The 7,551-nt window shown below is 69.2% G+C and carries 8 protein-coding genes and 1 pseudogene; 5 read left to right on the forward strand and 4 right to left on the reverse strand.

What is annotated here, in order from left to right; genetic code table 11:
• Window positions 1-131: 131 nt before the first annotated feature.
• Window positions 132-1,016, reverse strand: coding sequence for an MMPL family transporter (locus tag ABZT93_RS40115; RefSeq protein ID WP_356114043.1), 885 nt, complete (start codon window positions 1,014-1,016; stop codon window positions 132-134).
• A 75-nt stretch (window positions 1,017-1,091) separates the two neighbouring features.
• Between ABZT93_RS40115 and ABZT93_RS40120 the strand changes: the two genes are divergently transcribed.
• The gene (locus ABZT93_RS40120) at window positions 1,092-1,259 is read left to right on the forward strand and encodes a hypothetical protein (RefSeq protein WP_356114045.1); all 168 of its coding nucleotides are present in this window, start codon (window positions 1,092-1,094) and stop codon (window positions 1,257-1,259) included.
• Between the two features lie 310 nt (window positions 1,260-1,569).
• On the opposite strand, the gene ABZT93_RS40125 is transcribed toward ABZT93_RS40120, so the two are convergent.
• Window positions 1,570-3,213, reverse strand: a complete 1,644-nt coding sequence (locus ABZT93_RS40125; RefSeq protein WP_356114047.1) for a serine hydrolase — start codon at window positions 3,211-3,213, stop codon at window positions 1,570-1,572.
• 494 nt (window positions 3,214-3,707) lie between these two features.
• Between ABZT93_RS40125 and ABZT93_RS40130 the strand changes: the two genes are divergently transcribed.
• Entirely contained in the window at window positions 3,708-4,604 is an 897-nt protein-coding gene (locus tag ABZT93_RS40130; protein WP_356114056.1) for an aminoglycoside phosphotransferase family protein, read from the forward strand.
• Window positions 4,605-4,960: 356 nt separating this feature from the next.
• Here the strand turns inward: ABZT93_RS40130 and ABZT93_RS40135 are convergent, their stop codons facing one another.
• Window positions 4,961-5,224, reverse strand: coding sequence for a GlsB/YeaQ/YmgE family stress response membrane protein (locus ABZT93_RS40135; RefSeq protein WP_356114050.1), 264 nt, complete (start codon window positions 5,222-5,224; stop codon window positions 4,961-4,963).
• Between the two features lie 111 nt (window positions 5,225-5,335).
• Between ABZT93_RS40135 and ABZT93_RS40140 the strand changes: the two genes are divergently transcribed.
• Entirely contained in the window at window positions 5,336-5,464 is a 129-nt protein-coding gene (locus ABZT93_RS40140) for a hypothetical protein (protein ID WP_356114052.1), read from the forward strand.
• Between the two features lie 476 nt (window positions 5,465-5,940).
• Here ABZT93_RS40140 and ABZT93_RS40145 read toward each other — a convergent pair whose 3' ends face one another.
• Window positions 5,941-6,207: a GlsB/YeaQ/YmgE family stress response membrane protein gene (locus tag ABZT93_RS40145; RefSeq protein ID WP_351987573.1), complete on the reverse strand. Its 267-nt coding sequence runs from the start codon at window positions 6,205-6,207 to the stop codon at window positions 5,941-5,943.
• 262 nt (window positions 6,208-6,469) lie between these two features.
• Here ABZT93_RS40145 and ABZT93_RS40150 point away from each other — a divergent pair, with 262 nt between their 5' ends.
• Window positions 6,470-6,826 carry a metalloregulator ArsR/SmtB family transcription factor gene (locus ABZT93_RS40150; protein ID WP_356114054.1) on the forward strand — a complete coding sequence of 119 codons (357 nt, stop codon included), beginning with the start codon at window positions 6,470-6,472 and terminating at the stop codon, window positions 6,824-6,826.
• A gap of 532 nt (window positions 6,827-7,358) precedes the next feature.
• Window positions 7,359-7,551, forward strand: a pseudogene (locus ABZT93_RS40155) (LytR family transcriptional regulator); the annotation flags it as partial.

Genomic DNA, 7,551 nt, shown 5'->3' on the forward strand with positions numbered 1-7,551 from the left:
ACAGTCGGCCAGCGGGCGGACGTCTGGGCGTTCTCCGATCCGAAAGGGACAAGGCGGTCGGTCTGGGACCGCCTTGTCCCTTTCGGATGACCTGATGACCTCATGACGGTGTGGGAGGACGGTGCCGCCGGTCAGCTGATGGTCGCTGCCTGGTGGGCTGGGGTGGGGTGGGGCAGCGGGATCTTCTGCGCGAGCTTGTCGCCTTCGACGTCGAGGTCGGGCAGCAGGCGGTTCAGCCGGGCGGGGATCCACCAGGCTTTCTCCCGGGCGAGTGCCATGGTGGCCGGGATGAAGGTCATACGGATGACGAAGGCGTCGATGAGGATGCCTACGGCCAGTGCGAAGCCGGCCTGTTTGATCATGGGCTGAGCGTTGAAGACGAAGCCGGCGAAGACGGACACCATGATGGTTGCCGCCGCCAGGACGACGGAGCCGGCACGCGCGAAGCCGGTGATGGTGGCGTTGACGGCGGTGGCGCCGTGGACGTGTGCTTCGCGGATGGAGGTCACCAGGAACATCTGGTAGTCCATGGCGAGTCCGTACAGGACGCCGGTGATGATGATGGGCAGCAGGCTCACGACCGGTGCGGTGGCGTCGAGTCCGATCAGGCTCTGCAGCCAGCCCCACTGGAAGACGGCCGTGGTGAGGCCGAAAGTGGCGGCGATGCTCAGCAGGAAGCCGATGGTGGCCGTCACCGGGACCATGAAGGAGCGGAAGACCAGGAGCAGGACGATGAGGGACAGCCCGAGGACGGTGGCCACGTAGAGGGGTAGGACGTCGGCGAGCCGGTCGGAGACATCGATCGCCAGGGTGGTGAAACCGGCGATGCCGATGTCGGCGCCGTGGGTCGCACGGATCTGCGCGCTCTTGTCCCGTAGGGCGGTGGCGAGATCCTTGGTGGCGTCATCGTTCGGACCACTGCCGGGAATCAGGCTGAGGATGGCGGTGGTGCCGGTCTTGTTCATCCCGGCCAGGGAGACTGTGGCGCCCTTGACGCTTCGCAGGTCCGAGGTCACCGCGGCAAGGGTTGCGGGGGTGAGGGACTGTCCGTTCGTCGTGGAACCGACGGCGATCAGCAGGACTTCCTCGTCATGGCCGTCGCCGGCCTCGCACTCCCCGGCACCACACCCTCACTGCGCGCCCGCTTCATCGCCCTGCTCTTCGACTCACTCAACCCGGCCGACGCGACCCCTCTGCCTCCGTTGCTCACCGGCGAGGACGACCTGCGCGCCTCGCTCGGCAATGTCGCACGCGCCTGATTCATGACCACCTGACCTGTGGGCATGCCGGCGTATTCCTGCACTGGCCGGTCGGATCGGCCGCTGGTCGAATGTCGCGCGTTCCCGGAGCTGACGGCGTTGACCCTGCTGTCGAGCAGCTGGTCACATCCGAACGCTTCGACACCCCGGCGACACGGCCCAACGTGTCCACGCGATGTGGATGTCCTGTTCGTGGAAGGGAGATGGTCGGGGTGGAGCCCAGGCTCGGGCTCCGTGACGCGGACACCGGGTCGATACGGCCTGGTCAAGATAGGTTTGCGGACCGTTTCGACAGGCAGGCGCGGGGCTGCTAGTCGTTCCTCTTGAAGGTGCCGAGGCCGGTCGTGTCGAGGTTCTCGACCCGGACCTTGTCGGCGCGTCCGCCGGACCCGACGGTAAAGGTCACCCCGGACAGGCCGACGGACATTTCGCCGGTGGTGCTGTAGCTGAAGGTGTCACCGTCGTAGTGGTGCAAGGGGAACCGTTGCTTCTTGGGCCCAAGTTGCATGGTGAGTTGGCCGCCCTTGGCGCTGACGGTCATCGCGCCGTAGTACTCATTGGCGTACGTTCCGGTGTAGGCGCTGTCTGCCTTGGCGGGTGCGGGCGAGGCCGGAGGCTTGCTGAAGTCGACCTTCGAGTGTTCCCCATGCAGGGTTTGCTGGAAGAGCGGCCCGAGGAACTTCAGCCAGTCGACGGTCGGCCCGCCCGTCTGCGCGGTGTCGAGGAACGTGGCGGAGATCGCCTCGGCAACGCCGATGGGCTCGCCGTTGGTCAGGACGACGATGCCGAGCTTCTCCGAGGGCAACAACGCCACGTTGGTGGCCGCCCCCAGCGCGAAGCCGCCGGAGTGGCCGAGCTTCAGCCTGCCCTGGTCGTCGTAGCTCACGTTCCAGCCCAGCCCGTAGAACCCGGTCCTTCCCGCGGGCGAGTGCGGCGGCTCGGAGACCATGTGCGGCACGTGGGTCTCCTCCAGTGCGGCGGCGTCGACGACTTTCCGCCCCTCGAAGGTGCCGTTGGCCAGTTGCAGGCGCAGCCACTTCGTCATGTCCCGGGCCGTGGAGCTGACCCCGCCCGCCGGGCTCTGGGCGTCCGGGTTGCGCACATGCTCGGCCTGCCAGGTTCCCCCGGTCTTCACGTGAAGGACGGCCTTGTTGTCCGCCTTCTCGTAGTCGGCGAAGGAGGAGCTGGTGGAGTCCATGCCGAGCGGCCGGTACAGCTTGTCGGTGGACAGCTTCTCCCAGCTGGTCCCGGCCGCGCGCGCGGTGGCGACGGCGGCTTCGGTCAGCCCGAAGTTGGTGTACGCGTAGTGGGCACGGAAGGGAGCCAGCGGTTCGTAGCGGAGGTGGTCCAGGATGTACGAGCGGTCGTAGCCGAGGTCCTCCAGGAGGTCTCCGGCGTGGTCGGGCAGTCCGCTGCGATGCGAGAACAGGTCGGCGATCGTGACGTGGCGGGTGACCCACGGGTCCTTGAGGGCGAAGCCGGAGCCGTGGTCGACGACCGGGTCGTCCCAGCCGACGGTCTTCTCGCCCACGGCCGCCGCGACCACGGTGGACGCAATGGGCTTGGAGACCGAGGCGAGCTGGAAGACGGTGTCCGGTCCGACCCGGTCCTTCGTGCCCGCCGTCCGCAGACCGAACCCCTTCAGATACACCACCTTGTCGTCGTGCACCACGCCCACGGCGATTCCGGGCACACCGGTGCGGCGCATGGCGTCTCGTACGACGTCGTCCAGCCGGCTCACCGCGTTCTCGACCTCGGCCCGGGTGAGCTGTCGCGGTGGCTGGGCGGGTGGGACGGTGGGCAGCGGCGACGTCGCGGCGGCCGCATGCCCGGCGGCGGTCGTGTCGGCATCGGCCGCGGTACAGCCGACGGCCAGCGCCGCTACCAGGCCCAGTGCAGCGGCGGAGCGAAGAGAGCGTGGGCATGCGGAATCGAGTCGGGACATGTCGTCCATGGAATTCGGTCCTCCGGCACCTGTCGCGCGTTGGCGGGCCGTTCGGGGGATCCGGCGTAAACCGGCACGCTCGCACGCTCAGACCCAAGGCTTCGGCCGGACGGAGTCGGGACGGTGTCGTACCCCCCCCCGCAACGGCGACTGTCGGCATCCACCGCCCCGGTCCGACAAGATCGCCGGCAGGGCCCGGCCCATCGTTGACGCCACCTCGCGCAGGTCTTACGGGTCGTCTCGACCAGTAGCACGGACCCGGCCTGAACAGACACCCTGCGGCTGCCGCCCGGGGGCGGGGACGAGGGCGCTTGAGGTGCTGCCCAGGCTAGGAATGCCCAGATGGTCGTCCCCGGTGGTGTGCATTCATACTTTGTTGCCGAGAGGCGGTGGGGGACGCTGTGGAGTTTGCCTCGTGACAAGTCCTGTGCCCCCGGTTCGAGTTCGGCCCCGTGGTGGGCCGACCGCTGTCGGAATATGGACCAGTGGGAGGGCCTGAGAGAATGACCATGCACGATGACCAGGTGGACGTGACCACCGAAATCGTGGCGACCTTGATCGAAGAACAGTTCCCTCGGTGGAGTGGCGAGGAGATCCGACCCCTGGCGTCGACCGGGACGGTCCACGCCATCTTCCGTATAGGGAAGGACCTTTCTGCGCGTTTCCCCCTGCGTCTGGCCGACGCCGCCGATGTGCTGGCGGTTCTGGAACAGGAAGCCCGGGCGAGCGCGGAGTTGGCACGGGTGTCTCGGGTCCCCGTTCCGGAACCGGTCGCCCTGGGAAAGCCTGGAGCGGGTTACCCCATGCCGTGGTCGGTCCAGACATGGCTGCCGGGAACGGTCGCCTCTGACGCCGACCCGAGTGGGTCGGACGCTTTTGCCGAGGACCTCGCGGCCTTCATCGCGGCTCTGCGGGACGCCGAGACGCGGGGGCGGGTGTTCAGCGGAGACAATCGTGGGGGCGACCTCACTCGCCACGACGACTGGATGGCGAAGTGTTTCGAGGAGAGTGAGGGGTTGCTCGACGTGCCCCGGCTGCGGCAGATGTGGAGTCACTTTCGGGAACTGCCGCGCACGGGTGCCGACGTGATGAGCCATGGAGACCTGATCCCCGGCAATGTACTGGTCGCGGGGGACCGGCTCAGCGGCGTGCTCGACACCGGCGGCTTCGGCCCGGCCGACCCCGCGCTGGACCTGGTCAGTGCCTGGCACCTGTTGCAGCCGGGCCCGCGGGAAGTGCTCCGGCGGACACTGCGCTGTGACGATGCGGAGTGGGAGCGGGGCAAGGCATGGGCGTTCGAACAGGCGGTGGGTGTCGTCTGGTACTACGTCGAGAGCAATCCGACGATGAGCAGAATGGGGCGGCGGACACTCGACCGCATTCTGGAGTCGATGGAGTGATGCCGCCCCGATCCTGGGCCCCGGCAGAGCCGGTCGCTTGCCGCCCGCATCGACTTCAGCACGGGACTGGCCCGCAACTTGCCGAAGGACGAGGAAGTCGTCCGCCGACTCGCGAGCCCTCGTGGGCCCCACCTCCGTCACCCGGCGGACACTGGGCTACGGCATCAACGTCCCCCTCGCGGTCTTGCTCCGTGAACCAGCGTCAGCTCAGGGCCGGGGTCGGGCCCGACCGGTGGACGGACTGTCTCGGCCGGCTGGGCAACCGCCCCGGACGGTGTGCGTCGCCTGCCGAGCTGACCGACTCTCCCCGGCAGGCGACGTCGAGTTGATGCGCAAGGCCTCCGGACGCGGAGGTGTCAGTGGCGCACCTTCACCTTGCTGAGCGCGGCCACCCCGAGCGCGGCCACGGCGACCTGGATCAGCCACTCGACCCAGTCGACGCCGTCGGTGTCGGCGACACCGAGGCCTGCCGCGATGCCGGTGCCGATGAAGGCGGCGACGATGCCGATCAGGATTGTCCACAGCACACCGATGTGCTGACGACCCGGGACCACAAGTCGGCCGAGGACGCCGATCACGATGCCGATGACAATCGCGCTGATCACGCCTGAGATCTCCATGCGGTGTCACCCCATCCGTAGTTGGTGAGGTACGGGTGCCCGCCGAAGGGGGCCACACTCCACGGCTTTGGCCACGGCTTTGGCCACGGCTTTGGTTCCAGACACACCGAGGTGAACCTCGCCTCCGGGCCCGCCGAGGTGCGCAACGCCTACATGCGCGTGAGCAAGTTCCGTGCGGCGGGCCGGGGTTGTACCTCCGGTCTTTCCGGCATCGCCTCCGATTTCGGCGTCAGCGTCTGACGACCGGGCAAGAAGCCCGTGCGAACGCAGAGTGCCGCCTGAGCCGGGGGTACCGGCTGACCTGGATAGGGCGTTCCCGTGCGCTCGGCGGCCGAGGAGACAGCGGCCGCCGCCGATGACGAGGGCCCTCGGCGCGCGAGATCTCCCTGGCCCCCGGCACCGCGCGGCCCGCCGGTGCGTTACTCGCGCTGCTCGTGTCGGCTGCCGCTGCGGCTGCTTTCCTGGCCACATCGGGTACCGGCCGTACTTCGCCGTCCAGGCCGTGGAGTTGAGTGTGTCGCCGACCGCGAGCGGGTGGACTCTCGTCTTCCTCCCGGTCCCCACCACGGGCTGCGCGGCCGGGCGTTCGGACCTGCGTTGGGCAGCCGGGGCTAGCGGTGAGGAGCGGGCCCCGTGGGCGGTGGCGGCCCGCCCTTCGGGTGCGCGTCGGCGGGCCGGACACCCGCCGACCAGGGCATCGGTTGTGAACTCCCGGCTCAGTTCCGCGAGTTGCCGAACAGCAGGCGGTACCCGATCAACAGGACCAGCGAGCCGCCGATCGCCGCGCCCCAGGTGTAGAGGTCGAAGAAGTGGCTCTGCACCGGCCGGTCGAGGAAGCGCGCGGAGAGCCAGCCACCGACGAACGCTCCCGCGACCCCGATGAGGGTGGTGCCGATCAGGCCGCCCGGGTCGCGGCCGGGCAGCAGGATCTTGGCGATGGCTCCGGCGAGCAGACCCAGAATGATCCAGCCGATGATGCCCACGTGTGGTCCTCCAGTCGGTCCGGGCCGGGCGGACACCGCCGGGCCCGACACTTCAGTTGCCTGATTGCGCAAGCTTAAGGACTGGCGGCAGGGTGGAAAGGGGTCGGCCGGGCTCTGGTGACAAGTCGTCGACGTTCTTTCACGCACTTATTACATTGCGCAACCGATGAAGTGGAGGCGTTCTCGTGCCCTCTGGCCCGTCCCCTTACACTGAGACAGCACACGTGCGTTGACAGTGACCGGGGCGGGACGGGAGGGGACCGTGGCGACACTCGCCGGTGGCTTCGAGGATCCGTCCGTCGAGGTACTGACCGAGGCGGCCGCCGCGTTCGGACTGCTGGCCTCCTCCGCCCGGCTGCACATCATGTGGGCGCTGTCCCAGGGCGAGAGCGACGTCACCCACCTCGCCGACCGGGTCGGCGGCGCGCTGCCCGCGGTCAGCCAGCACCTGGCGAAACTGAAACTCGCCGGGCTCGTGCGTTCCCGCCGCGAGGGCCGCCGCCAGGTCTACTACGTCGACGACCCGGACATCGTGACCGTCGTCCGCGTCATGGTCGGCCAGCTGACCGCCCGTACCGGCCCGACCGCCGCGCACACCACCGCCCCACGCAGCTCCTAGTCCGCCTTCTGTGGCCAAGGGTGGGTGAGGGGCGGCATGTCCGATGCCCCACCTCGGACGGTCACCCCAGGCCCAACCCCGCGCCGAGCGCCCCGCCGAGCCCTGGTGTGCCTGCACCACCTGGTGGCCGAACCGTCGGCAACCATGCTCCACCCCGTATGCCGAGGACGAGCTGCCGTCCCGCGGCCACCACACGGGCGCGGCGCGGGCAACCTGCTCGTCTTCGCGCGTGGCGTGCCCCTCGCCAGTCAGGCCGGTCCTGTCCGGACAAGCCGCGGACCAACTCGGCGAAGGCGGGAAGGACTGTGGGCGAAGGCTGAGAGGTCCAGGAGGTTGCCGCGATCCTCCATGAGATCTCTCACCTGTGAAATCCGACGGGGTCCGTGCTGGTGGAGCCAGGGGTTTGTTAGATTGCGCAACTACGCAACCTAGGCGAAGTTCCTGCTTGGCCTGCCTGTAGACCGCCGCGCGTGCCCGGCCGCCCACCCCATGGCCCGGCCTGAGGGGCCCGACCGTTTCGTGGGAGTGGTAGATGAGCGACCGGTGGGACGGCCCGGGCGGTCAGGCCACGCGCAGCCGCAACGGCCGCGTGCCGGGGCAGCGGAAGGGCGAGGCCGGCGGAGCACCCCGGCCCGGCGGCCGGGCCGCGGCCCGGGCGGCGGCCCGCTCCCAGGGCGGCAGGGGATCGCGTCGCCGGGCCCGTCCGGTGCCGCGCGGCAGGCGGG

The organism is Streptomyces sp. NPDC005303, from assembly GCF_040607335.1.
Classification (GTDB): Bacteria; Actinomycetota; Actinomycetes; order Streptomycetales; family Streptomycetaceae; genus Streptomyces.